Source organism: Rathayibacter sp. AY1C7 (assembly GCF_002931865.1).
Lineage (GTDB): Bacteria > Actinomycetota > Actinomycetes > Actinomycetales > Microbacteriaceae > Rathayibacter.
In genome coordinates this window covers 1-22,741 of sequence record NZ_PSWB01000008.1, presented here as the reverse complement: position 1 = coordinate 22,741, position 22,741 = coordinate 1, and the positions used below count along the sequence as shown (strand labels likewise).

The following is a 22,741-nucleotide window of genomic DNA, read 5'->3' as shown; positions in this document are numbered from 1 at the left end:
CTGCGGCTGATCTAGACGAGCGAGCGCAGCACGTACTGCAGGATGCCGCCGTTGCGGTAGTAGTCCGCCTCACCGGGGGTGTCGATGCGGACGACCGCGTCGAACTCGACGGTCCGCTTGCCCTCGGCCGAGTGCTCGGTCGGCTCGGCGACGACGTGCACCGTCTTGGGGGTGACGCCCTCGTTCAGCTCCTCGATGCCCGAGATGCTGATCGACTCGGTGCCGTCCAGGCCCAGCGACTCCCAGCTCTCGCCCGCGGGGAACTGCAGCGGGACGACGCCCATGCCGATGAGGTTCGAGCGGTGGATCCGCTCGAAGCTCTCGACGATGACCGCCTTGACGCCCAGCAGGCTCGTGCCCTTGGCCGCCCAGTCGCGCGACGAGCCGGAGCCGTACTCCTTGCCGCCCAGGATGACGAGCGGGGTGCCCTCGGCCTGGTAGTTCTGCGACGCGTCGTAGATGAACGACTGCGGGGCGTCCGGCTGGGTGAAGTCGCGGGTGTAGCCGCCCTCCACGCCGTCGAGCAGCTGGTTGCGCAGGCGGATGTTCGCGAACGTGCCGCGGATCATCACCTCGTGGTTGCCGCGGCGCGAGCCGTAGGAGTTGTAGTCCTTGCGGTCGATGCCGTGCTCGTCGAGGTAGCGGCCGGCGGGGCTGTCGGCCTTGATCGAGCCGGCGGGGCTGATGTGGTCGGTCGTGACGGAGTCGCCGAGCTTGGCGAGCACGCGGGCACCGGCGATGTCGGTGACCGGGGTCGTCTCCATCGTCATGCCGTCGAAGTACGGGGGCTTCCGCACGTAGGTCGACGACTCGTCCCACTCGAAGATCGAGCCCTCGGGGGTCTGCAGCGCGCGCCAGCGCTCGTCGCCGTCGAACACGCCCGCGTACTGCGTGTCGAACATCGACTTGTCGATCGACGAGTCGATCGTCGCCTGCACCTCGGCCGCGTCGGGCCAGATGTCCTTGAGGAACACGTCGTTGCCGTCGGAGTCGGTGCCGAGCGCGTCGACCTCGAAGTCGAAGTTCATCGAGCCGGCGAGCGCGTAGGCGATGACGAGCGGGGGGCTCGCCAGGTAGTTCATCTTCACGTCCGGGTTGATGCGGCCCTCGAAGTTGCGGTTGCCCGAGAGCACGGCGGTCACGGCGAGGTCGTTGTCCTGCACCGCGGCCGAGATCTCCTCGAGCAGCGGGCCGGAGTTGCCGATGCAGGTCGTGCAGCCGTAGCCGACCGTGTAGAAGCCGAGAGCCTCGAGCGACTCGGTCAGGCCGGCCTTCTCGTAGTAGTCGGTGACGACCTTCGACCCGGGTGCCAGCGTGGTCTTCACCCACGGCTTGGCCTTCAGGCCCTTCTGCGCTGCGTTGCGGGCCAGCAGGCCGGCCGCGAGCATGACGGACGGGTTCGACGTGTTGGTGCACGAGGTGATCGCCGCGATCGCGACGGCGCCGTGATCGATCGTGAAGGTCCCGCCCTCGCCGAGCTCGACCGTGGTCGGCTTGGAGGCGGTCGCCGGCGCGTGCGAGCGGTGGGTGTGCTCGTGGCTGCTGTGCTCGTCCTGCGGCTGCAGCTCTCCGGGGTCGGAGGCGGGGAACGACTCCGCGATGGTCAGGTCGACGATGTCGTGCGAGACGTCCGCGTAGTTGGTGAGATCCGACTCGAACTGCGTCTTGGCGGACGAGAGCTCGATCCGGTCCTGCGGGCGCTTCGGGCCGGCGATCGAGGGGACGACGGTGCCGAGGTCGAGCTCGAGGTACTCGCTGAAGACCGGCTCGACCGCGGGGTCGTGCCAGAGCTTCTGCAGCTTGGAGTACTGCTCGACGAGGGCGATCTGCTCGTCGCTGCGGCCGGTGAGGCGCAGGTAGTCGAGGGTCACGTCGTCGATGGGGAACATCGCGGCGGTGGAGCCGAACTCGGGGCTCATGTTGCCGATGGTGGCGCGGTTCGCGAGCGGCACCGCGGCGACGCCGGCCCCGTAGAACTCGACGAACTTGCCGACCACGCCGTGCTTGCGCAGCATCTGCGTGATGGTGAGCACGACGTCCGTCGCGGTCACGCCGGTCGGGATCGAGCCGGTGAGTTTGAAGCCGACGACCTTCGGGATGAGCATCGAGACGGGCTGGCCGAGCATCGCGGCCTCGGCCTCGATGCCGCCGACGCCCCAGCCGAGCACGCCGAGGCCGTTGACCATCGTCGTGTGCGAGTCGGTGCCGACGCAGGTGTCGGGGTAGGCGCGCAGCGCACCGCCCACCTCGCGGGTCATGGTGACGCGGGCCAGGTACTCGATGTTGACCTGGTGCACGATGCCGGTTCCGGGCGGGACGACCTTGAAGTCGTCGAATGCGGTCTGGCCCCAGCGGAGGAACTGGTACCGCTCGCCGTTGCGCTCGTACTCGAGCTCGACGTTGCGCTCGAGCGCGTCCTCGGTGCCGAAGAGGTCGGCGATGACGGAGTGGTCGATGACCATCTCGGCGGGCGCGAGCGGGTTGATCCGGTTCGCGTCGCCGCCCAGTGCAGCGACGGCCTCGCGCATCGTGGCGAGGTCGACGATGCAGGGCACGCCGGTGAAGTCCTGCATGACCACGCGGGCCGGCGTGAACTGGATCTCGGTGTCGGGCTCCGACTCCGGGACCCACTCGCCGAGGGCGCGGATGTGGTCGGCGGTGATGTTCGCGCCGTCCTCCGTGCGGAGGAGGTTCTCGAGCAGCACCTTGAGGCTGAACGGGAGCTTCTCGTGACCGGGGACCCGGTCGATGCGGAATACCTCGTAGTCGGTCGAGCCGACCTTCAGGGTGTCTTTCGATCCAAAGCTGTCTACCGCGGACACGTCGCCCTCTCCTTCGCTGACTGCAGCGTCCGCCGACGGGCGGCGCCGCTCTCCGTCCTCATCTTGACGACCGCGCACAGCGGCCTGCCACCAAGGAGGACCTAACTCCTCGACGCCGAGGCGCCCGGTCGACCTCGCCGCGACGGTGCGGGGAGGCGAGCGCTATTTATCTCGACGTCGAGACAATTCTATGCACGATCCGGAGCATCGCCCGCATCGGCGCGCTCGCCGGCTCCGCGGTACTCGGCCCGGACGGCGAGCACGGTGAGCACCAGCAGCGGCGCGTACAGGGGCAGGCCCAGCGCCAGCTTCCAGATGCCCAGCGCCGTGGTGTCCTCGGCGAGGAACAGCGGGTACTGCACGGCCAGGCGCAGGAGGAAGAGCCCCGCCCACGCGAGGGTCAGGGCGCCGAAGAGGCGGCGCTTGCGCCGATCGGATCGCCAGGCGGTGCCGTCCCCCATCAGGAAGCCGGCGGCGACGCCGATCAGGGGCCAGCGCACGAGGACGGAGAGGAGGAAGACGAGCCCGTAGACGAGGTTGGTGAGCAGCCCCAGGGCGAAGTTGTCGACGCCCCGCCCGGTGAACAGCGCCAGTGCGGCCGAGACCACCACGGCGAGCAGTCCGCCGACGGCCTGGATCACCGGCGTCCGGCCGAGCACCCGCGCCACCGTGAACGCCACGGCGAGCCCGACGGATGCGACCAGCGAGAGCACGAGCTCCGAGGTGACCGTGTAGAGCAGGACGAAGGCTATGCCGGGCACGACGGCCTCGAGGATCCCCCGGACGCCGCCCATGGTGCGCAGCAGCGCCTTCCCGTCGAACGGCTCGCCGTCGGCGACCGCGCCGAGTCCCGAGCGGCGGGCGGCCTGCGCGATCGCGTCGCCCACCTCGGGCCGGACCGGCTCCTCCGATCGGGCCGGGTCCTCGGGCCGCACCGGCTCCATGCCGGTCAGCTCGCGCTCTGCTGGGTCTGGCTGCCGGTCGGCACCTTCAGCGGGATCAGGTCGCGCGGAGGCATCGGGCCGCTGCCGCGGACCACGACGATGCTGCGGAAGAGCTCCTCGACCGAGGCGGCCGCCTGCTCGTCGACGGCTCCGGCTCCGGCGATCACGCCGCGGAGGAACCAGCGCGGACCGTCGACGCCGATGAACCGGGCGACGCGGGTCTGGCCGCCGGCGATCGGGAGCTCGGCGACGAGCTCCGGACCGAAGACGCCGTCGCGCTCCGTCGTCGATCCGCCCTGACGGCCGATCTGCTCGGCGATCTGGCCGCGGATCTCGTGCCAGAGGCCCGAGGAGCGCGGCGCGGAGAAGGGCTGCACCTGCAGCGTCGACCCTGCGTAGTCGAGGCCGACGGCGATGACGCGCTTGGTCCCCTCCTCGACCTCGAGGCGGATGTGCATGCCCTCGCGGGGAAGCACCTTCACCCCGCCGAGGTCGATGTAGGGGCGGACCGGGTTGGCCTCGCGCTCGTCCAGGGGCCCGGCCTCCGCGCGGTCCTCCGGCGCCGACTTCTCGAAGTCCTGCTGGACGGGCTCGGCGGCCTCGCCGGTCGTGGACTGGATGTCGCTCATGCGCTCTCCTCGTGGATTCTGGTCTCCTGGGCGCCGGCGGCGTACCCGGTGGATCCGAAGCCGCCCGTGCCGCGGACCGACTCGGGAAGCTCGTCGACGGCCGTGAACCTCGCCTGGACGACGGGGACGATCACGAGCTGCGCGATCCGGTCCCCCGCCGAGACGCGGTACGTCTCGCGGCTGTCGGTGTTCAGCAGCGCCACCCGGATCTCGCCGCGGTAGCCCGCGTCGATCGTTCCGGGGGCGTTGACGACGGTGATGCCGTGCCTGAAGGCCAGCCCGCTGCGGGGGACGACGAAGCCGGCGTGGCCCTCCGGGAGGGCGACGGCCACCCCGGTGCCGACGGAGGCGCGCTCACCGGGGGCGAGCACCACGTCCTCCGTCGAGTGGAGATCGGCTCCCGCGTCGCCCGGACGGGCGTAGGAGGGGAGCCGGTCCGCGGTGATCGGGACGTCGACGGTTGCAGGCACGTGACGAGGGTAGACCAAACGTCTGATCCAATAGGGTCATGCCGTCCTACCGAGAGAGGCTGTGGCCAGCGCCCTGGCTCTTCGTCGCCACCGCCCTCGTGATCCCCGCCAGCATCCTGGTGTTCGCGCCTATCGACCTCGCGGTGGGGGTGATCGTCGCGGTCGTTCTGTACGCGGGCTGCGTGCTGTCGCTGCTGGCGCTCTCCCCCGTGATCGAGGTGGCGGAGGGGGAGCTGCGCGCCGGCCGCGCGCACATCCCGCTGGACCTCGTGGGCGAGCCGTCCTCCTACTCGGGGGACCAGGCGTTCGCCGAGCGCGGGACGCGCCTGGACGCGCGGGCGTACCTGGTCATCCGCGGCTGGGTGAAGGAGGTGGTGCGGGTCCCGATCGAGGATCCGGCCGACCCGACGCCGTACTGGCTGGTCTCCACTCGCCGCCCGGACGACATCGTCGCCGCGATCCGGGGATCACGGCGACGGAGCGGTCGTCCTTCGGAGCCGGGAGGCGCTTAAGCGGCGCACTCCAGGCAGATCGGTCCGAGCTTCTCCTCGTGGTCGATCTGCGAGCGGTGCTTCACGAGGAAGCAGCTCACGCACGTGAACTCGTCCGCCTGGGGCGGAAGGACCACGACGTCCAGATCGAGGTCGGACAGATCGGCACCGGGCAGTTCGAATCCGCCCGGGTTGTCGGCGTCATCGACGTCGACGACTCCGGACATCTTGTCGGGGACTCGCTCCTTCAGGGCCTCGATCGACTCGGAGTCGTCATCGGTCTTGCGGGGGGCGTCGTAGTCCGTAGCCATTCCCATCCACTTCTTATTTCTGCTGTTCAACAAATCGGCGGGGTCAGTGTGCATCACGACGCATCGATTCGCAAACCACCTCGAACGGCTCTTGACACCCGCTCGCCCCGCCTCCTTCCGCACCAACTTTCGACCCGCCCGGGGTATTCCCGGCCGATCGCCCGGGCGCGTGGCATCCTTGCCCGGTCCGCGTCCAGAAGGAGGGTCCCCACGATGATGGAACTGAAGGTGATCGGCGTCGAGGGCGGATCGCTCGTCCTCGTGTCCGAGGGCGGCGAGCGCTTCTCGGTCCGCATCGACGAGACGCTGCAGAGCCAGCTGCGGCCGCGGGTCCACACCCTCCCGCCGCGCGAGAAGCGCGTCTCCCCCCGCGAGATCCAGGCCCACATCCGCTCCGGGCTCTCCGCCGAGGAGGTCGCCGAGCTCACGGGCGCCGACCTGGGCTACGTCCAGCGCTTCGAGGGACCCGTCACGGCCGAGCGCGAGCACATCGTCGCGTCCGCTCTCGCCGTGCGCGTCTACACGACCACCGACCCCGATCCCCTCGAGGAGGGCACGCCCTTCGGCGATGTCATCCGCGACCGCCTCGCGTCGCTCGGCGCCGAGGGCGAGCAGTGGTCGAGCTGGAAGGAGGAGGAGGGCTGGGTCGTCAAGCTCCTCTTCCGCTCGGACGAGATCGACCACGACGCCCGCTGGCGCTTCGACCCGCGGAAGGCGCTGCTGTCGCCGCTGACCTCCGAGGCGATCACGCTCTCGCAGCAGGGTGAGATCCGGCCGACCCTCATCCCGCGCCTGCGCGCCGTCATCCCCGCCGCCGTCGACGAGCTCGCCACGCGCTTCGACACGGAGTCCGCGGAGGCGCCGAGCCGCTCCGCCCGGGCCGACCACCCCACCGCCGGCCGCCCCGCCGCGATGCCGCACGCCCGGCCGGCCGCCGTCCGCCCCTCCGACACGGAGCCGCAGCCGGCCCTCTCCGAGACCCCGCGCCCGATCTCGACGCTCCCCCGCCCCGTCACCAGCACGACGGAGCAGCGCGAGCGCAACCTCAACGACACCGCCGACCTGCTCGACGCCCTGCGGCGCCGCCGGGGCGAGCGCGATCACGCCTCGAGCCTCCGCGTCCGCGAGGAGCCGGAGCCCGAGGCCGAGGCCGCTCCTCCCGTCGAGAAGGCACCGGAGCCGCCGCGCACCGCTCCCCCGGTCCCCGAGCAGCCGTCGGGCGTGCGCGGGAGCCTCCGCAGGGGACGGGCGTCCATGCCGAGCTGGGACGAGATCGTCTTCGGAGCGCGCAGCGACGACTGACCCTCCGCCGGCGCGGCTCCGCCGGGGTGGACGGTGCCCCCGTCCCCTCGGCCCGGCTCAGGCCAGCGCGCCGAAGCGGAGGAGCGGCACCTGCGTCTCCTCCGGCGTGAGCGACCCGTGCTGCCCGATCATGGAGCGGCCGGAGGAGTAGTCCGCCGCGTAGTAGGCGATGGTCCTCCGCGCCGCGACGAACACGTCGCCCATCCGCTCGGCCGCCGCCGGAGAGACCTCGCCGAACCAGCCGCTCGCAGCGACCTCGTCGCGTGTCGCGATCCAGGCGCGCGCGCCCTCCGCCTCGATCCAGTGCCGCGCCACCTCCTCGGGGTCCACACCCGGCTCGAGGTGCAGCTGCAGGCAGCGGGGCTCTCCGCCGAGGTGCCGGACGCCCTCGAGCAGCGGTCCCCGCTCGACGAGCACGTGCGAGGACGCCGGGACGTCCACGATGCCGTGGTCGGCGGTGACCAGCACGCTCTCGCGGGTGGAGAGCCCGCGGACCGCTACGCCGACCTCGCCGTCGAGGAGCTCGAGCGCTGCCGTCCACTCCGGCGACTCCCAGCCGCGCGCGTGCGCCGCCTGGTCGAGCTCGGGGACGTAGAGGTACACGAGCTGCCGGCCGCCCTCGTCGAGCAGGGCGCGCGCCGCCGTGAAGCGCTCGGCGACGCCGCCGGCGGAGTGGTACTCGGCGCCGCGCAGGATCGCCCGCGTGAGACCGGAGCGGGCGTACCGCGCGGGGCCGATCACTCCGGCCCGGACACCGGCGGCCGAGGCCTGCTCGAAGACCGTGGGGTGGGGCTGCCACGTCTCGGGCACCATGCCCTCGTCCCAGCCGGAGAGCTGGTTGACCAGGCGGTCGGAGGCGCGGTCGAGCACGCGGTAGCCGACCATCCCGTGCCCGCCCGGGCGCAGGCCCGTCGTCAGGCTCGCCAGGGCCGCCGCGGTGGTCGTCGGGAAGCCCGAGACGAGCGTGGTGCCGCGGTTGAGGGCCGGAGCGAGCGTGCGCGAGTGGCCCCCGCGCTGGCGGAGGTTCGCGGCACCCAGGCCGTCGACGAGGACGACCACGATCCGCTCGACGCGGGGCGAGCCGAAGAGGCCGGGGCGGCCCAGGAGCGCGTCGAGGGCGCCCGGCAGGACGTCGGCGAGGCTCCGCCGCCCGTCGGGGGCTGGCGGTAGCATGTGGGTCATCGCGCCCAGTTTCGCACAGCGCCGCCGTCCCCGCCGGGCCGGTGCGGCGGAGCGTCCGCGTGAACGGGAGGGCCGGTCCCGTCCGCGAGGCGCCGTCTCCGCTCCGCCCGTCCCGTCGAGCGCCGCAGGGCGGTGCAGTCCCCCGCCGCCGCCCCGCGCCCGCCATCGAATCGAGTCATGAACGCTGCAGCCCCCTCCTCCGGATCCTCGCTCACCGAGCGCATCGAGGACGTCGACGTCTCGGCCGAGATGGAGGGGTCCTTCCTCGAGTACGCGTACTCGGTCATCTACTCGCGGGCCCTGCCCGACGCCCGCGACGGCCTCAAGCCGGTGCAGCGCCGGATCCTCTACATGATGAGCGAGATGGGGCTGCGGCCCGATCACGGCCACGTGAAGTCGGCCCGCGTGGTCGGCGAGGTGATGGGCAAGCTGCACCCGCACGGCGACGCCTCGATCTACGACTCGCTCGTCCGCCTCGCCCAGCCGTTCACGATGAGGGTCGCCCTCGTCGACGGGCACGGCAACTTCGGCTCCCTCGACGACGGCCCGGCCGCGGCCCGCTACACCGAGGCCCGCCTCGCCCCGGCCGCCACGGCCATGACCGAGCACCTCGGCGAGGACGTCGTCGACTTCGTCCCGAACTACGACAACTCGCACGACCAGCCCGAGGTCCTCCCCTCCGCGTTCCCGAACCTGCTGGTCAACGGGGCCAGCGGCATCGCCGTCGGCATGGCGACGAACATGGCGCCCCACAACCTCGTGGAGGTGATCGGGGCGGCCCGGCACCTGATCGCCCATCCCGACGCGTCCCTGGACGACCTGATGTCGTTCGTCCCGGGACCGGACTTCCCGAGCGGTGGCACGATCGTCGGCCTCGCCGGCGTGCGCGACGCCTATGCGACCGGCCGGGGCGGCTTCAAGACCCGCGCCCGCGTCTCGGTCGAGAGCATCACCGCGCGCAAGTCCGGCCTGGTCGTCACCGAGCTGCCCTACCTCGTCGGCGCCGAGAAGGTCATCGACAAGATCAAGGACGGCGTCCAGAATAAGAAGCTCAGCGGCATCTCGGACGTCACCGACCTCACGGACCGGGACAACGGCCTCCGGCTCGTCATCGGGATCAAGACCGGCTTCAGCCCGGAGGCCGTCCTCGAGCAGCTCTACCGCTACACGCCCCTCGAGGACGCGTTCTCGATCAACAACGTCGCGCTGGTCGACGGCGGCCCGCGCACCCTCGGCCTGAAGGAGCTGCTGCAGGTCTACATCGGCCACCGGGTGCAGGTCGTCACCCGGCGAACCCGCTACCGACTGCGCAAGCGCCAGGAGCGGCTGCACCTGGTCGAGGGCCTGCTCATCGCGATCCTCGACATCGACGAGGTCATCCAGCTGATCCGCGGGAGCGACGACACCGCGGCGGCGCGGGCCCGGCTGATCGAGGTCTTCGACCTCAGCACCCTGCAGGCCGACTACATCCTCGAGCTCCAGCTCCGCCGCCTCACGAAGTTCTCGCGCATCGAGCTCGAGACCGAGCGCGACACCCTCCTCGCCGAGATCGCCGAGCTCGAGGCCCTCCTCGCCAGCCGCTCACGGATCGACGAGCTGGTCTCGGACGAGCTCGACGAGGTCGCCCAGCGCCTCGGGACCCCGCGGCGCACCCTGCTCACCGAGGCGCGTCCCTCCGTCGCCACCACCGGGCGGAAGGCCGCCGCGGTGCTCGAGATCGCGGACGTGCCCTGCCGGGTGCTGCTGAGCACCACCGGCCGCATGGTGCGGGTCGACCGCGACCCCGAGGCCGCTCCCCACCCCGAGCGCGCCACGCGCCGCTCGAAGCACGACGCCGTCCTCAGCGTGCTCGACACGACCAGCCGGACGGAGATCGGCGCGGTCACCAGCGCCGGTCGGCTCCTCCGCTTCTCGCCGGTCGACGTGCCCGCCGTCCCCTCCTCCTCGGTGCAGCTGGGCGCGGGCGTGCGCATGAGCGACTACCTCCCGCACCTGGCGAAGGACGAGCGGGTGCTCGCGCTCGTCGCCCTCGACGACGAGCGGCCGATCGCGCTCGGCACCCAGCAGGGCGTCGTCAAGCGCGTCGCGCCGGGCGAGCTGCCCAACCGCCCGGACATCGAGCTCATCGCCCTGAAGCCGAAGGACGCCGTCGTGGGCGCGGCCGCGTCGGGTGAGGAGGACGAGCTGGTCTTCGTCACCGGCGAGGCCCAGCTGCTGCGCTTCCCCGCGTCCGCCGTCCGCCCTCAGGGCCGGACCGCCGCGGGGATGGCCGGGGTCAAGCTGGCCGAGACCGACGACGTCGTGCACTTCGCCGTCGTCGCCGCCGAGGACCGGGACGAGGCCGTCGTCGCGACGGTCGCCGTCGACAGCTGGGCCCTCTCGGGGACCGACACCGGTAGTGCGAAGGTCTCGCCGTTCTCGGAGTTCCCCGCCAAGGGCAGGGCCACCGGCGGAGTCCGTGCGCAGCGCTTCCTCAAGGGTGAGACCGCCCTCGGAGTGGCGTGGGTCGGCCCCGGTCCCGCGCACGCGCTCGAGGCCGACGGCTCGGTCGCCGCGCTGCCCGACTCCGGGATGAAGCGCGACGGCTCCGGCGTGGCGCTCGCGGCGCCGATCGCGACGATCGGAGCGGCGCCCGAGGTGTTGTGAGCCCCGCGGATCAGACGTCGATGCGGTCCCGCGACAGCGACTCGGACCCGCGGACGATGAACTCCTTGCGGGGTGCCACGTCGTTGCCCATCAGCAGCTCGAACACCCGGCCGGCGTTCTCCGCGTCGGCGACCCGCACCCGGCGGAGGGTGCGGCGGGAGCGGTCCATGGTCGTCGTGGCCAGCTGGTCCGCGTCCATCTCGCCGAGCCCCTTGTAGCGCTGGATCGGGTCCTGGTAACGGCGGCCCGCCTTGCCGAGGGTCGCGAGCACGCTCTGCAGCTCCTTCTCGGAGTAGGTGTAGATCGTCTCGTTCGGCTTCTTCCCCGCGTTCATCACCACGAGCCGATGCAGCGGAGGCACGGCGGCGAAGACGCGCCCCGCCTCGACGAGCGGCCGCATGTAGCGGAAGAAGAGCGTGAGCAGCAGGGTGCGGATGTGGGCGCCGTCGACGTCGGCGTCGCTCATCAGGATGATCTTCCCGTAGCGGGCGGCCGAGAGGTCGAAGGAGCGGCCGGAGCCGGCTCCGATCACCTGGATCATCGAGGCGCACTCGGCGTTCGAGAGCATGTCGGCGATGCTCGCCTTCTGCGTGTTGAGGATCTTCCCCCGGATCGGCAGCAGGGCCTGGTACTCGCTGTTGCGGGCGAGCTTGGCGGTGCCGAGGGCGGAGTCGCCCTCGACGATGAAGAGCTCGCTGTTCTCGACGTCGCTGCTGCGGCAGTCGACCAGCTTCGCCGGAAGGGAGGAGGACTCCAGCGCGTTCTTGCGGCGCTGCGTCTCCTTGTGCGCGCGGGCCGAGATCCGCGACTTCATCTCGGCGACGACCTTCTCGAGGAGCTGGGAGGTCTGCGCCTTGTCCTCGCGGCGCGTCGAGGAGAACACCGCGCCCAGCGTCGAGGCGATGGTGGAGGCGACGATCGCGCGAACCGCGGGCGTGCCCAGCACCTCCTTCGTCTGGCCTTCGAACTGCGGCTCAGGGAGCCGCACGGTCAGCACGGCGCTGAGCCCGGCGAGGACGTCGTCCTTCTCGAGCTTGTCCGAGCCGACCTTGAGGCGGCGGGCGTTCGCCTCCACCTGGGAGCGGAGCAGCTTCAGCAGGCCCTGCTCGAAGCCGGTCTGGTGCGTCCCGCCCTTGGGCGTCGAGATGATGTTCACGAAGCTGCGCATCACCGTCTCGTAGCCGGTGCCCCAGCGCAGGGCGATGTCGACCTCGCAGGTGCGCTCCACCTCGGTGGGCACCATGGCGCCGCCGGGGGTCAGCACCGGCACGGTCTCGGTGAAGGTGCCGGAGCCGGTGAGGCGCAGCACCTCGGTCACGGGGGCGTCGGGGGCGAGGAACTCGACGAACTCCGAGATGCCGCCGTCGTAGCGGAACATCTCGGCGCGGCGCTCGTCCGCTCGGTCGTCGACGATGTCGATCGTCAGGCCGGGGACGAGGAACGCGGTCTGCCGGGCACGCGTCACCAGGTCGTCCGTCTGGAACGAGGCGCCCTTCGTGAAGATCTGGCGGTCGGCCCAGTAGCGCACGCGCGTACCGGTGACGCCCTTGGCGACCTTCCCGACGACCGTCAGCTCCGACCCGTTCTCGAACGGCGTGAACGGAGCGTCGGGGGTGGGCTCGCCCGCGTCGGCGAAGCGCCCGGGCTCCCCCCGGTGGAACGACATCCGGTAGGTGCGGCCGTTGCGGTCGACCTCGACGTCCAGGCGCTCCGAGAGCGCGTTGACCACGGAGGCGCCGACGCCGTGCAGACCGCCGGACGCCGCGTAGGACCCGGAGCCGAACTTGCCGCCCGCGTGCAGCTTCGTGAACACGACCTCGACTCCGGAGAGCCCCGTCTTCGGCTCGATGTCGACCGGGATCCCGCGCGCGCGGTCGCGCACCTCGACGCTGCCGTCGGCGTGCAGGAGCACGCTGATCTCGGTCCCGTGCCCGGCCAGCGCCTCGTCGACGGAGTTGTCGATGACCTCCCAGAGGCAGTGCATGAGGCCGCGCGAGTCGGTCGATCCGATGTACATGCCGGGCCGCTTCCGGACCGCCTCGAGACCCTCGAGGACGGAGAGGTGACGGGCGTTGTAGTCGGTGGAGGCCATCCGCCCAGTCTACTTTCGGGAACCGCTCCGGCCGCGGTGGCGCGGCACCCGGCGGCAGCACGATGGCCGCTCGGCGCGGGGTCCCTACGCGCAGAGCGAAATGCCGACCGATCGACTCCGTGCGGAAACAATCGCGTGCTTGGATGGGTTCCACTAAGCAGAGATCGAAGACCGAGTGCAGGAGGCCAAGTCATGTCGACCACAGCAACCCAGAACGGCGTGGACGAGCTCGCCGGTGCCCACCAGCTCTCCGCCGCCGACCGCTGCGACAGCTGCGGTGCGCAGGCGTACATCCGAGTGGTCGTGAACAACGGAGAACTGCTGTTCTGCGCGCACCACGGGAAGAAGTACCAGGAGAAGCTCTCCAGCATCGCCCAGAGCTGGCACGACGAGTCCGCCCGACTCTTCGAGGAGCAGCGCCCCTAGCGCGTCCCCGATCAGCCCGGACGGCGCGTCAGCGCCCTACAGACCGACACCGAGCCGCTTCGCGATCACTTCGCGAGCGGCTCGTGCCGTTTCATCGACCAGGCGGAGACGCTCGTCCGACGGGGAGTAGGCGTCGCCGAGGGCGCGCCGCAGGATCGCGTCCGCGAGCGAGGGGTTCTTCGCGAGGACGGGGCCGTGCAGGTGCGTGCCCAGAAGGCCTCCCACCGCGTAGCCCTCGTGGCCGGCGCCGTCGCCGGTGCCGTGCAGCACTCGGCCGAGCGCGTGCTCGGGCGCGATCCCGGTCATCCGGCGCTCGTGGTTCTCGAAGCCGACGAGGACGCCGCCCGGCGTCTCGACGAGGAGGTCGTCGGTCGCGCGCTCGCCCGTGACGGAGTCTCCGGGGAACAGTCCGATCCCCCGGGCTCCGCCCGCGGCCGTGCTGATCGAACCGGCCAGCATCTCCCAGCCGGCTCCGACCGCGACCACCTGAGTGCCCTGGTCGACCCAGGCCCGCAGCGTCGGCGCGATCTCGTGGAGGAGTGCCAGGACGCCCGGGAGGTCCTCGTCCGCTCCCGTCCCGGCGACCAGGACGTCCGGACGGACCTCGGCGTCGGAGGCGGTCACCAGCGGCACCACCTCCGCCTCGACGCCCGACCAGCGCGCCCGAGCCGCGAGGACCCGGGCGTTCGCCGCGTCGCCGTTGCTGTCCAGGACGTCGGGAGCGAGCACGGCGATGCGGAGGGTGGTCACGCGGTCTCCTCGCGGTTGGTGACGAGCTGCAGGTGCGCACGGGTGCGGCGCATCGAATCGGCCGAGAAGACGATGGTCTTCCGGCCGGAGGCGGGGGTCGGCAGAGCGAGGAACGCGTCGAGCGCGCGACCCAGGTCCTCGTCGACGGAGTCGACGCGCACGCCGTCGTAGCGCAGGTGCAGCGCCGCCTCGTGCGCCTTCGACCCCGAGACGACACGGACGTGCCCGAGCACGGAGGTGTCCACGGGCCAGAAGTAGGAGGGGTCTCGGACGTCGGAGCCGATCGCGAGCATGATCTGCTCGGTCCCCTCGGGGATCTCCGCGATGTTCAGGCGGTAGCTCGCCGGGTTCTGGACCAGGACGAACTCGACCTCGTGGCCGCGCACGGTGACGATCTCGCCCCGCCCGAAGACGGGGTCGATGCTCGAGAGCGCGGAGGCGGCGAGGGCCGGGTCGAAGCGCTCGGCGAGCACGGCGCGGGCCGTGGAGACGGCCGCCGCGGCGTCCACCGCGTAGTGGACCCCCCGCGCGGGGAGCCGGACCTCGAGCGGGTCGCCGTCGCTGATGATGCGCGCGGCCGCTCCCGTCGTGCTCTCGACGACGGTGGTCGCACGGTCGGTCCCGGTCTCCGCCTCCGCGGCGTAGCCGAGACCGCCGGACGCGGAGTCGCGGACGGAGGAGGAGACGCCGTACCAGCGGATCCGCTCGTCGGGGAGGGAGGTCGCGACATCGGCGACGTGGCGGTCGTCGGCGTTCAGCACGACGGGACCGGTCGCGCGGGAGGCGATGGTGCCGAGCATCCGGGCGACCATGGCCGGATCGAAGAAGCGGTCGATCTGGTCGACCACCACGTTTGTCAACAGAACGACGCGAGGGCGCATCCGGGGCGCGAGGCGCGCGCCGTGACCCTCGTCCATCTCGAGGACGGCGATGTCGGCGTCGATCCGTCCGCGGAGGTCCGCCCGCTCCAGGAGCGCGGAGGTCAGCCCCTGGGCGATGTTGGCCGTCGAGGGGTTGGTGAAGACCCGGAGCCCGTGCGCGCGGAGCACCGCGACCAGCATCTTGGTCGTGGTCGACTTGCCCGCCGATCCCGTGACGACCACGAGGCCGTCCCGGAACCCGTCGAGCACCGCGGGCAGGAATCCGGGCGCGACGCGGTTCACCACGAGTCCGGGCACGGCGGATCCCCCGCCGGGCTTCCGGACCCGCGCGGCGAACCGGGCGGCCCTCCCGAGGAGGACCGCCGGCGCGTAGCGGATCACCGGCCTACTCGAGGTAGTCGCGGAGCGACTGCGAGCGGGACGGGTGGCGGAGCTTGGCCATCGTCTTGGACTCGATCTGACGGATGCGCTCGCGCGTCACGCCGAAGGTGTCGCCGATCTGGTCGAGCGTCTTCGGCATGCCGTCGCCGAGGCCGAAGCGCATGCGGATCACGCCGGCCTCGCGCTCCGAGAGCGAGTCGAGCAGCGACTCCAGCTGCTTCTGCAGCATGGTGAAGCCCACGGCGTCGGCCGGGACGACCGCCTCGGTGTCCTCGATGAGGTCGCCGAACTCGCTGTCGCCGTCCTCGCCCAGGGGCGTGTGCAGCGAGATCGGCTCGCGCCCGTACTTCTGCACCTCGATGACCTTCTCGGGGGTCATGTCGAGCTCGCGCGAGAGCTCCTCGGGCGTGGGCTCGCGGCCCAGGTCCTGGAGCATCTGGCGCTGCACGCGGGCCAGCTTGTTGATGACCTCGACCATGTGCACCGGGATGCGGATGGTGCGGGCCTGGTCGGCCATCGCGCGGGTGATCGCCTGGCGGATCCACCACGTGGCGTAGGTCGAGAACTTGAAGCCCTTGGTGTAGTCGAACTTCTCGACCGCGCGGATGAGGCCCAGGTTGCCCTCCTGGATGAGGTCGAGGAACTGCATCCCGCGACCGGTGTAGCGCTTCGCGAGGCTGACGACGAGCCGGAGGTTCGCTCCGAGCAGGTGGCTCTTCGCGCGCTGGCCGTCCTTCGCGACCCAGCGCAGCTCGCGGACGAGCTCCGGGCTGAGGTCGGTCGAGTTGGCGAGCTTGTCCTCGGCGAACAGGCCGGCCTCGATGCGCATCGCGAGCTCGACCTCCTCGGCCGCGTTCAGGAGCGCGACCTTGCCGATCTGCTTCAGGTAGTCCTTGACCGGGTCGGCGGTGGCACCGGTGATCGCGGTCGAGTAGACCGGGACCTCGTCGTCCTCTCCGCCGAAGGACAGGACGAGCGCACCACTAGGGAGCGGCTCGGCCGGAGCGGCGACGGCAGCGGCGGCCGGGGCCTCCGGCGTCTCCGCGTCGTCCTTGGCGTCGGTCTCGGTGTCCTCGGCGACGACCTCGGTCTCCTCCTCCTCCGCTGCCTCGTCGGGCTCGACGGCGTCGGTCGGCTCCTCCTCGGTGTCGGCGGGAGCGGCGGCCTTGGTCGTGGCGCGCGAGCGGGTCGTCTTGGCCGCGGTGGTCTTGGCCGCCGTGGTCTTCGCCGCGGGCTTGCGCGTCGCGGGCTTCTTGGTGGTCGTCGTCACGTCGTCGTCGACGGGGTCGAGCGTTGCGGTCTTGGTAGCTCTGGTGGCCATGGCGGCACCTCTCCATCCGTTGCGTCCCGGGGGCGGGCGGCGCGGGAGGGCGTCGTCCGTCGGTGGGCATTACGAGGACCCATGTCAAGTCGAGGACGTCGCACGCCCGACGTGGGCCTGGTGCTCCTCGACCCGAACGGGTCCTATTGACAATTATTGCACGTCTGAGTAGTGCAGCCGTGCGGTGCGGTGCGAGTGGGGCTCGATCGGACGGGATCCGGGCCGTTCCGCTGGGACATCGCGTCTGCAGAAGGGCGGATCGACGGGGACGACCGTCAGCACCCCGCGCGGCCGCGGCGCATCCGGTCACTCAGTGCAACCCAGAGAGGGGCCACGGTTATTCCCTCGTCCTCGGCCAGGCGGCGGCGGGTCCGGCGGCGCGCGACGACGAGTCCGACGACTCCGGCGCCGACCACCACGTACTGCACGCACCACGCCAGGCGGAAGTGCTCGAGCGAGTAGGTCTGCTCCGAGGAGGCGCCGGGACCGGCCAGTGCGTCGAGGATCAGGCCGATCGCGAACATCATCGTGAAGCTGGCCAGGAACCCGCCCACGTTCACGACTCCGTTGGCCGCGCCGAGGCTCCGCGAGGGGTTGAACGTGCGGGCGAAGTCGAACCCGATCATGGAGCCGGGGCCGCCCGCTCCGACGACGATCAGGAGCAGCACCACGAGCCAGTACGGCGGGACGCCGGGCCAGAGCAGCACGACGGTCCAGGCGACCGCCATCGCCGAGACGATCCCGAGCACGAGGTTGCTGCGGCGCATGGGGTGGCGAGCGGTCAGGACGCCGAGCACCGGCCCGACGACGATCCCCGCGATCACGACGATCGTGAGGGTCGGCGCGGCGACGGTGGGCGGCAGGCCGATCGCGTAGACGAGGAAGGGGTAGCCCCAGAGCAGCGTGAACACCGTGCCGGAGGACTGCGTGACGAAGTGCGACCAGAAGCCGAGCTGCGTCCCCGGCCGGCGCAGGCTCACTCCGAGCTGCGCGATCGTCGCCCGGAGCGTCGGCGGCACCAGGGTGATCGGCTCGGTGCGCGGCGGGACGTCGGCGACCAGGAGGAGCACGCCGAGGAAGGACACGGCCCCGAGGCCGGCGGCGCTGAGGAACGCGGGCTCCCAGCCGAACGTGTGGAGGATCGCCGCGAACGGGAGTGCGGAGAGGATCTGGCCCACCTGGCCGATGTTGCCGATCCACTGCGAGAGCTGCGGCACGATCGGTCCGCTGAACCAGGTCACCGTGAGGCGGATCACGGAGGTGAAGATCGCGGCGTCCCCGGCTCCCAGCAGGATCCGCCCGACGATCGCGACGCCGATGCTCGGCGCGATCGCGACCACGACCTGGCCCGCCATCATCAGGGCCGTGCCCGAGAGGATCAGGGTCCGCGGGCCGAACCGGTCGATGAGGATCCCGACCGGGATCTGCATCCCGGCGTAGACGATCAGCTGGACGACGGCGAGCGACGAGAGGACGGCGGCCGCCACCCCGAACCGCTCCGCGGCGTCCACTCCTGCGACGCCCAGCGTCGTGCGGTCCAGGACCGCCACGAGGTAGGCGAACGCTCCGGCACCGAAGACGAACCAGGCTCGACGATCACGCACTCGTCCGATCCTACGGCCGCTCAGGAGGCGGTGGGCTCCTCGCCCGGGCGGCGGATCGCGAGGAACTTCTCGAGCTCGGCGGCGATCGCGTCGGCGCTTGGCACGAAGCCGTCCTCGTCGGTGAGCGGCGAGCGGAGGCTCGTCCCCTCCATGTAGGTGTCGTGCCGCGCCTCGAGGGCCGAGACCAGCTTCTGCAGCTCGTCGTTGCCGCCGACCTGCTCGTCGACCTTGCCGAGGAACTCCCGCCCGCTCTCGCGCAGGCGGTCCGTCGGGAAGATGAGGCCGGTCGACGCCGAGATGCTCTCGAGCGCCGCGACCGCCGCCTGCGGGTACTCGGTGTCCGACAGGTAGTGCGGGATGAGCAGCGCGAAGCCGACCACGGTCAGACCGCGCTCGTAGAGGCGCAGCTCGAGCAGGTGGAGGACGTTCGAGGGCACCTGCGTGTGCGGCTTCCAGACCGACATCGCCTCGATCAGGTCCTCGCGGTTGCCGCTCACGGTGACGCCGACGGGCCGGGTGTGCGGCACGGGCATCGGGATCGCCTGGACCCACGTGGTCGAGGCGACGTCGAGCCGCTCGAGGAGGGAGACCACCGCGCGGGTGAACCGCTCCCACTGGAAGTCGGGCTCGAAGCCGGTGAGCAGGAGGAACGGCTGGTGCAGCTCGTCGTGCGCGAGCGAGAGCCGGAGCATCGCAGGACGGTAGTCCGTCAGGTGGTCCTGGTCGAACGTGATGATGGGGCGGCGGGCCCGGTAGTCGAGCAGCTGATCCTGGTCGAAGACCGCGACCCCGCGGTGCTCGAGGGTCTCGAAGAGGTACTCCCCCAGCTGCCCCACCGCTCCCCCGGCGTCGGCCGAGCCGGTCAGGCCCGCGACGAGGTGCAGCCCGCGCGGGATCTCGGAGAGGTCGCCCTCGATCTCGAACAGGTCTTCCGGATCCAGCATGCGTCCAGTCTAAACGGGGGTCCCGGCGCCCCGGCCGGGTCCGCTGAGCCCTCAGCGAACAGCGCTTAGCATTGCCGCCATGCCCCTCTCCTCTCTCGAGTACTCGACCGTTCCCGCCTCCGACATCGACACCGACGCCCTCGTCCTCGGCGTCGCCCCGGGACCCGACGGTCCCCGGCTCGTCGGTGCGGAGGGCTTCGAGGAGCTGGCCCCCGCGCTGAGCGCGCTCGGCGCGACCGGCGCGGCCGAGACGCTCGTGCGCGTGCCGTCCTCGGTCCGTGCCGGAGTGATCGTGCTCGTCGGACTCGGCTCGGCGGAGCCCGACGACACCGCGCTGCGGAACGCCGCGGGCGCCGCCGTCCGCCTGCTCGCGGGGTCCGCCTCCGTGGCCCTCTCCCTCCCCGCCGGCTCCGACGGCACGCTCGCCGCGGTCGCCGAGGGCGCCGCGCTCGGCTCCTACTCCTTCACCGCCTTCCGCGGCAGCACCGCCGCCGCGTCTAAGGCGCCCGTCGAGCACGTCGTCCTGCTGGGCGGCGAGTCGGCCGACCCCGCCGTCCTGGACCGGGCGCTCGTGCTCGGCCGCGCGGTCGGCACGGTGAAGGACCTCGTCAACACTCCCCCGTCGCACCTCTACCCGCAGACGCTGGCCGAGGCCGTGCAGACCGGCGCAGAGGGACTGCCCCTCGAGGTCACCGTCTGGGACGAGGAGGCCCTCGCGGAGGACGGGTTCGGCGGCATCCTCGGAGTCGGCAGCGGCTCCTCCCGCCCGCCCCGCCTCGTGAAGGTCGCCTACGCGCCCGAGGGCGCGAGCACCCACCTCGCCCTGGTCGGCAAGGGCATCACCTTCGACAGCGGCGGACTCTCGCTCAAGCCGCCGGCCGCGATGATCGGGATGAAGACCGACATGGCGGGCGCGGCGACCGTGTACGCCGTCGTGCGCGCCATCGCGGAGCTCGGCCTCCCGCTCCGCGCGACCGCCTGGCTCTGCATCGCCGAGAACCTCCCCTCCGGGACCGCGATCCGCCCGGACGACGTGCTCACCGTGCGCGGCGGGACCACGGTGGAGGTGCTGAACACCGACGCCGAGGGCCGACTGGTGCTCGCCGACGGCCTCGTCGCCGCCAGCGAGGAGCAGCCCGATGCGATCATCGACGTCGCGACGCTGACCGGCGCCTCCGTGGTCGCCCTCGGCAACCGGACCGTCGGCGCTCTGGGCGACGACGAGCTGGTCTCCCGCGTCCTCGACGCCGCCCGCGCGGCGGGAGAGCCCTTCTGGCAGATGCCCCTCCCCGCGGAGCTGCGACCGCTGCTCAACTCCGACATCGCCGACATCGCGAACGTCAAGCCGGGCAACACCGCCGGCGGCATGCTCCTCGCCGGCCACTTCCTCCGCGAGTTCGTCGGGAAGCGCGGCGAGGGCGAGGACGCGACCACGATCCCGTGGGCGCACCTCGACATCGCCGGCCCCTCGAGCAACGGAGGCGGCGGCTACGGCTTCACCGGAGCCGGCGCCACGGGGGTCTCGGTGCGCGCGCTGATCGCCCTGGCTGAGCGCTTCGCGAGCGCGTAGTAGGGTCGACGGGGCGGGAGATCCCGCCTCGTCCCCCCTCCCGATCCGCTCGGCGCTCAGCGCCGGAGCCGGTCGGCCGGGAAGCGGGACCGCACGTCGCGAGGGAGTCACTGGGTGTCGGAAGAGCGCTACGACCTGGTCGTGCTCGGAGGTGGCAGCGGCGGGTACGCGGCGGCCCTCCGGGCGACGCAGCTCGGGATGAGCGTCGCGCTCGTGGAGCGCGACAAGCTCGGCGGCACCTGCCTGCACCGCGGGTGCGTGCCCACCAAGGCCCTGCTGCACGCCGCCGAGCTGGCGGACGGCGCCCGCGAGGGAGAGAAGTACGGCGTGCTCTCGAGCTTCACCGGGATCGACATGGCGGGCGTCACGCGCTACCGCGAGGGCGTCGTCGCCGGCAAGTACAAGGGGCTCCAGAGCCTCGTGTCCTCGCGCGGCATCACGGTCGTCACGGGCGAGGGCCGCCTCACCGCGCCGGGCACCGTGACGGTCGGTGAGCACGTGCTCCACGGCGCGTCGGTCGTCGTCGCCACCGGGTCCGCCTCCCGCACCCTCCCCGGGATCGAGATCGGTGGCCGCATCCTGACGAGCGACCAGGCTCTCGAGCTCGACCACGTTCCCGCGAGCGTCGTCGTCCTGGGCGGCGGAGTGATCGGCGTCGAGTTCGCGAGCGTCTGGCGCTCGTTCGGCGCCGAGGTCACGATCGTCGAGGCCCTCCCCCACCTCGTCCCCAACGAGGACGAGAGCGTCAGCAAGCAGCTGGAGCGCGCCTTCCGCAAGCGGGGCATCGCCTTCCAGCTGGGATCCCGCGTCGCGTCGGTCTCGCAGAGCGAGGGCGGCGTCTCCGTGTCGCTCGAGAGCGGCGCCACGGTGGAGGGCGAGATCCTGCTGGTCGCCGTCGGCCGCGGCCCGGTGACCGCGGGCATCGGCCTCGAGGAGGCCGGGGTCCGCCTCGACCGCGGCTACGTGCTGACCGACGAGCGCCTGCAGACCTCCGTCCCCGGCGTGTACGCCGTGGGCGACATCGTGCCGGGGCTCCAGCTCGCGCACCGGAGCTTCCAGCAGGGGATCTTCGTCGCGGAGGAGATCGCCGGTCTGGGCCCGCAGGTCGTCTCGGACGTCAACGTCCCGAAGGTGACCTACAGCGACCCCGAAGTGGCCTCCGTCGGCCTCGGCGAGGCCCGCGCGATCGCCGAGTACGGCGCCGAGCGCGTCGCCGTGTACGACTACGGCCTCGGCGGCAACGCCCGGAGCACGATCATCGGGACCACCGGCTCCGTGAAGGTCGTGCGCCTGGTCGACGGCCCGGTCGTCGGCGTGCACATGGTCGGAGCCCGCGTCGGCGAGCTGATCGGCGAGGCTCAGCTCATCGTGAACTGGGAGGCGCACCCCGAGGATGTCGCACCCCTCGTGCACGCGCACCCCACTCAGAACGAGGCGCTCGGCGAGGCGCACCTCGCTCTGGCCGGGAAGCCGCTGCACGCCCTGTAGAACCACTGCGGTGCGGCGACCCGCCGCTTCCGCATTAGTAAGCTGGACATCGAAACACAAGCGTCTTAAGGAGACAGGCTCATGAGCGAATCCGTCAGCCTCCCGGCACTCGGAGAGAGTGTCACGGAAGGAACGGTCACCCGCTGGCTGAAGAACGTCGGGGACCGCGTCGAGGTGGACGAGCCCCTGCTCGAGGTCTCGACCGACAAGGTCGACACCGAGATCCCGTCGCCCGTCGCGGGAGTGATCGAGGAGATCCTCGTCCAGGAGGACGAGACCGTCGAGGTCGGCGCCGAGCTGGTGCGCATCGGAGACGGCTCCGGAGCCGCGTCGGCGTCCGAGCCCGAGGCTCCCGCCGAGGAGGCCCCCGAGGTCCAGGCCGCCGAGACCGAGGCCACTGACGAGGCGACCCCGTCGGTGGACGCCGAGAGCGACGCCCTCGGCGACCGCGGCGAGCGTGCCGTCGGAGCCGGCGGGGAGGGAGAGG

At 71.8% G+C, this 22,741-nt stretch carries 19 protein-coding genes; 7 read left to right on the top strand and 12 right to left on the bottom strand.

From position 1 onward, the window contains the following. Window positions 1-11: 11 nt before the first annotated feature. From acnA to dut, 4 genes are all read right to left on the bottom strand, one after another. Window positions 12-2,822 (bottom strand): aconitate hydratase AcnA, encoded by a 2,811-nt coding sequence (gene acnA / locus C5C69_RS06045; protein WP_104222099.1) that lies wholly within the window; start codon window positions 2,820-2,822, stop codon window positions 12-14. Between the two features lie 188 nt (window positions 2,823-3,010). Continuing rightward, on the bottom strand, window positions 3,011-3,766 hold the full coding sequence (locus C5C69_RS06040) for a DUF3159 domain-containing protein (protein WP_104222101.1): 756 nt from the start codon (window positions 3,764-3,766) through the stop codon (window positions 3,011-3,013). 5 nt (window positions 3,767-3,771) lie between these two features. After that, entirely contained in the window at window positions 3,772-4,395 is a 624-nt protein-coding gene (locus tag C5C69_RS06035; RefSeq protein WP_104232569.1) for a DUF3710 domain-containing protein, read from the bottom strand. Further along, window positions 4,392-4,865 (bottom strand): dUTP diphosphatase, encoded by a 474-nt coding sequence (gene dut, locus C5C69_RS06030; RefSeq protein ID WP_104222105.1) that lies wholly within the window; start codon window positions 4,863-4,865, stop codon window positions 4,392-4,394. Before dut ends, C5C69_RS06035 begins: the two co-directional genes overlap by 4 nt. A 38-nt stretch (window positions 4,866-4,903) precedes the next feature. Between dut and C5C69_RS06025 the strand changes: the two genes are divergently transcribed. Then, window positions 4,904-5,377 carry a DUF3093 domain-containing protein gene (locus tag C5C69_RS06025; protein ID WP_104232568.1) on the top strand — a complete coding sequence of 158 codons (474 nt, stop codon included), beginning with the start codon at window positions 4,904-4,906 and terminating at the stop codon, window positions 5,375-5,377. Here C5C69_RS06025 and C5C69_RS06020 read toward each other — a convergent pair. Then, window positions 5,374-5,667: a DUF4193 domain-containing protein gene (locus C5C69_RS06020; protein ID WP_055792269.1), complete on the bottom strand. Its 294-nt coding sequence runs from the start codon at window positions 5,665-5,667 to the stop codon at window positions 5,374-5,376. The genes C5C69_RS06025 and C5C69_RS06020 overlap by 4 nt on opposite strands. Window positions 5,668-5,880: 213 nt before the next feature. Here C5C69_RS06020 and sepH point away from each other — a divergent pair, with 213 nt between their 5' ends. Further along, complete coding sequence (gene sepH, locus C5C69_RS06015) at window positions 5,881-6,969, top strand: septation protein SepH (RefSeq protein WP_104232567.1); 1,089 nt, start codon at window positions 5,881-5,883, stop codon at window positions 6,967-6,969. A 57-nt stretch (window positions 6,970-7,026) separates the two neighbouring features. Here sepH and C5C69_RS06010 read toward each other — a convergent pair whose 3' ends face one another. Next, window positions 7,027-8,151, bottom strand: a complete 1,125-nt coding sequence (locus tag C5C69_RS06010) for an alkaline phosphatase family protein (protein WP_258067491.1) — start codon at window positions 8,149-8,151, stop codon at window positions 7,027-7,029. A gap of 177 nt (window positions 8,152-8,328) precedes the next feature. Between C5C69_RS06010 and C5C69_RS06005 the strand changes: the two genes are divergently transcribed. Further along, a complete protein-coding gene (locus tag C5C69_RS06005) occupies window positions 8,329-10,797 on the top strand; it encodes a DNA topoisomerase (ATP-hydrolyzing) subunit A (RefSeq protein WP_104257521.1) in 2,469 nt (822 codons plus the stop codon). Between the two features lie 10 nt (window positions 10,798-10,807). Here the strand turns inward: C5C69_RS06005 and C5C69_RS06000 are convergent, their stop codons facing one another. Continuing rightward, window positions 10,808-12,889 carry a type IIA DNA topoisomerase subunit B gene (locus C5C69_RS06000; RefSeq protein ID WP_104257520.1) on the bottom strand — a complete coding sequence of 694 codons (2,082 nt, stop codon included), beginning with the start codon at window positions 12,887-12,889 and terminating at the stop codon, window positions 10,808-10,810. A 192-nt stretch (window positions 12,890-13,081) separates the two neighbouring features. Here C5C69_RS06000 and C5C69_RS05995 point away from each other — a divergent pair, with 192 nt between their 5' ends. Continuing rightward, window positions 13,082-13,315: a hypothetical protein gene (locus C5C69_RS05995; protein WP_068212876.1), complete on the top strand. Its 234-nt coding sequence runs from the start codon at window positions 13,082-13,084 to the stop codon at window positions 13,313-13,315. Window positions 13,316-13,351: 36 nt separating this feature from the next. On the opposite strand, the gene C5C69_RS05990 is transcribed toward C5C69_RS05995, so the two are convergent. From C5C69_RS05990 to C5C69_RS05970, 5 genes are all read right to left on the bottom strand, one after another. Beyond that, a complete protein-coding gene (locus tag C5C69_RS05990) occupies window positions 13,352-14,065 on the bottom strand; it encodes a type 1 glutamine amidotransferase (RefSeq protein ID WP_146083601.1) in 714 nt (237 codons plus the stop codon). Beyond that, window positions 14,062-15,327, bottom strand: a complete 1,266-nt coding sequence (locus C5C69_RS05985) for a Mur ligase family protein (RefSeq protein WP_104257518.1) — start codon at window positions 15,325-15,327, stop codon at window positions 14,062-14,064. Before C5C69_RS05985 ends, C5C69_RS05990 begins: the two co-directional genes overlap by 4 nt. Window positions 15,328-15,331: 4 nt before the next feature. Further along, window positions 15,332-16,648: an RNA polymerase sigma factor gene (locus C5C69_RS05980; RefSeq protein ID WP_104257517.1), complete on the bottom strand. Its 1,317-nt coding sequence runs from the start codon at window positions 16,646-16,648 to the stop codon at window positions 15,332-15,334. Between the two features lie 275 nt (window positions 16,649-16,923). After that, window positions 16,924-18,252, bottom strand: a complete 1,329-nt coding sequence (locus tag C5C69_RS05975) for a nitrate/nitrite transporter (RefSeq protein WP_104232560.1) — start codon at window positions 18,250-18,252, stop codon at window positions 16,924-16,926. A gap of 20 nt (window positions 18,253-18,272) precedes the next feature. Beyond that, a complete protein-coding gene (locus C5C69_RS05970; RefSeq protein WP_104225227.1) occupies window positions 18,273-19,196 on the bottom strand; it encodes a proteasome assembly chaperone family protein in 924 nt (307 codons plus the stop codon). 79 nt (window positions 19,197-19,275) lie between these two features. Here C5C69_RS05970 and C5C69_RS05965 point away from each other — a divergent pair, with 79 nt between their 5' ends. The 3 genes from C5C69_RS05965 to C5C69_RS05955 form a co-directional block, all read left to right on the top strand. Beyond that, window positions 19,276-20,766: a leucyl aminopeptidase gene (locus C5C69_RS05965; RefSeq protein WP_104232558.1), complete on the top strand. Its 1,491-nt coding sequence runs from the start codon at window positions 19,276-19,278 to the stop codon at window positions 20,764-20,766. A 114-nt stretch (window positions 20,767-20,880) separates the two neighbouring features. Continuing rightward, window positions 20,881-22,254: a dihydrolipoyl dehydrogenase gene (gene lpdA / locus C5C69_RS05960; protein WP_104232557.1), complete on the top strand. Its 1,374-nt coding sequence runs from the start codon at window positions 20,881-20,883 to the stop codon at window positions 22,252-22,254. Window positions 22,255-22,335: 81 nt separating this feature from the next. Beyond that, the coding region (locus C5C69_RS05955; protein WP_308558079.1) for a biotin/lipoyl-containing protein at window positions 22,336-22,741 on the top strand (406 nt) is incomplete at its 3' end.

Excerpts from the sequence above, each read along its gene's own strand:
- C5C69_RS06040 (WP_104222101.1), bottom strand. The coding sequence starts at position 3,766 with ATGGAGCCGGTGCGGCCCGAGGACCCGGCCCGATCGGAGGAGCCGGTC.
- C5C69_RS06035 (WP_104232569.1), bottom strand. The coding sequence starts at position 4,395 with ATGAGCGACATCCAGTCCACGACCGGCGAGGCCGCCGAGCCCGTCCAG.
- C5C69_RS06025 (WP_104232568.1), top strand. The coding sequence starts at position 4,904 with ATGCCGTCCTACCGAGAGAGGCTGTGGCCAGCGCCCTGGCTCTTCGTC.
- C5C69_RS06020 (WP_055792269.1), bottom strand. The coding sequence starts at position 5,667 with ATGGCTACGGACTACGACGCCCCCCGCAAGACCGATGACGACTCCGAG.
- sepH (WP_104232567.1), top strand. The coding sequence starts at position 5,881 with ATGATGGAACTGAAGGTGATCGGCGTCGAGGGCGGATCGCTCGTCCTC.
- C5C69_RS06010 (WP_258067491.1), bottom strand. The coding sequence starts at position 8,151 with ATGACCCACATGCTACCGCCAGCCCCCGACGGGCGGCGGAGCCTCGCC.
- C5C69_RS06005 (WP_104257521.1), top strand. The coding sequence starts at position 8,329 with ATGAACGCTGCAGCCCCCTCCTCCGGATCCTCGCTCACCGAGCGCATC.
- C5C69_RS06000 (WP_104257520.1), bottom strand. The coding sequence starts at position 12,889 with ATGGCCTCCACCGACTACAACGCCCGTCACCTCTCCGTCCTCGAGGGT.
- C5C69_RS05995 (WP_068212876.1), top strand. The coding sequence starts at position 13,082 with ATGTCGACCACAGCAACCCAGAACGGCGTGGACGAGCTCGCCGGTGCC.
- C5C69_RS05980 (WP_104257517.1), bottom strand. The coding sequence starts at position 16,648 with ATGGCCACCAGAGCTACCAAGACCGCAACGCTCGACCCCGTCGACGAC.
- C5C69_RS05970 (WP_104225227.1), bottom strand. The coding sequence starts at position 19,196 with ATGCTGGATCCGGAAGACCTGTTCGAGATCGAGGGCGACCTCTCCGAG.
- C5C69_RS05965 (WP_104232558.1), top strand. The coding sequence starts at position 19,276 with ATGCCCCTCTCCTCTCTCGAGTACTCGACCGTTCCCGCCTCCGACATC.